Source organism: Salinimicrobium oceani, assembly GCF_012037645.1.
On the sequence record NZ_JAAVJR010001738.1, the window covers coordinates 1 to 255 of the forward strand.

A 255-nucleotide genomic window follows, 5' to 3' on the forward strand; every position below is an offset into this window, starting at 1 on the left:
ATATCCTATGAAAAGCAGGAGGGTTTCCCGCCATTAAGAATAAAGGGAAAAAATTTTGAAAAAGATAGGGTCGAGGTGCAGGCAAATATCAGTAGCCAGTATATTTCGGCTTTAATGCTCATGGCGCCATCGCTGCCACGGGGTCTTAAAATTGATCTTGAGGGCAAGGTGACCTCTGTACCCTATATTGAGATGACCCTGCAGTTGTTGAGACAATGCGGAATAACCGGAACTTTCGAAAATAACAGCATCAGC

Annotated in this window: 1 pseudogene; it reads left to right on the plus strand. The window is 43.9% G+C overall.

From position 1 onward, the window contains the following. Positions 1-255 (plus strand): annotated as a pseudogene (locus HC175_RS23815) (3-phosphoshikimate 1-carboxyvinyltransferase); the annotation flags it as partial.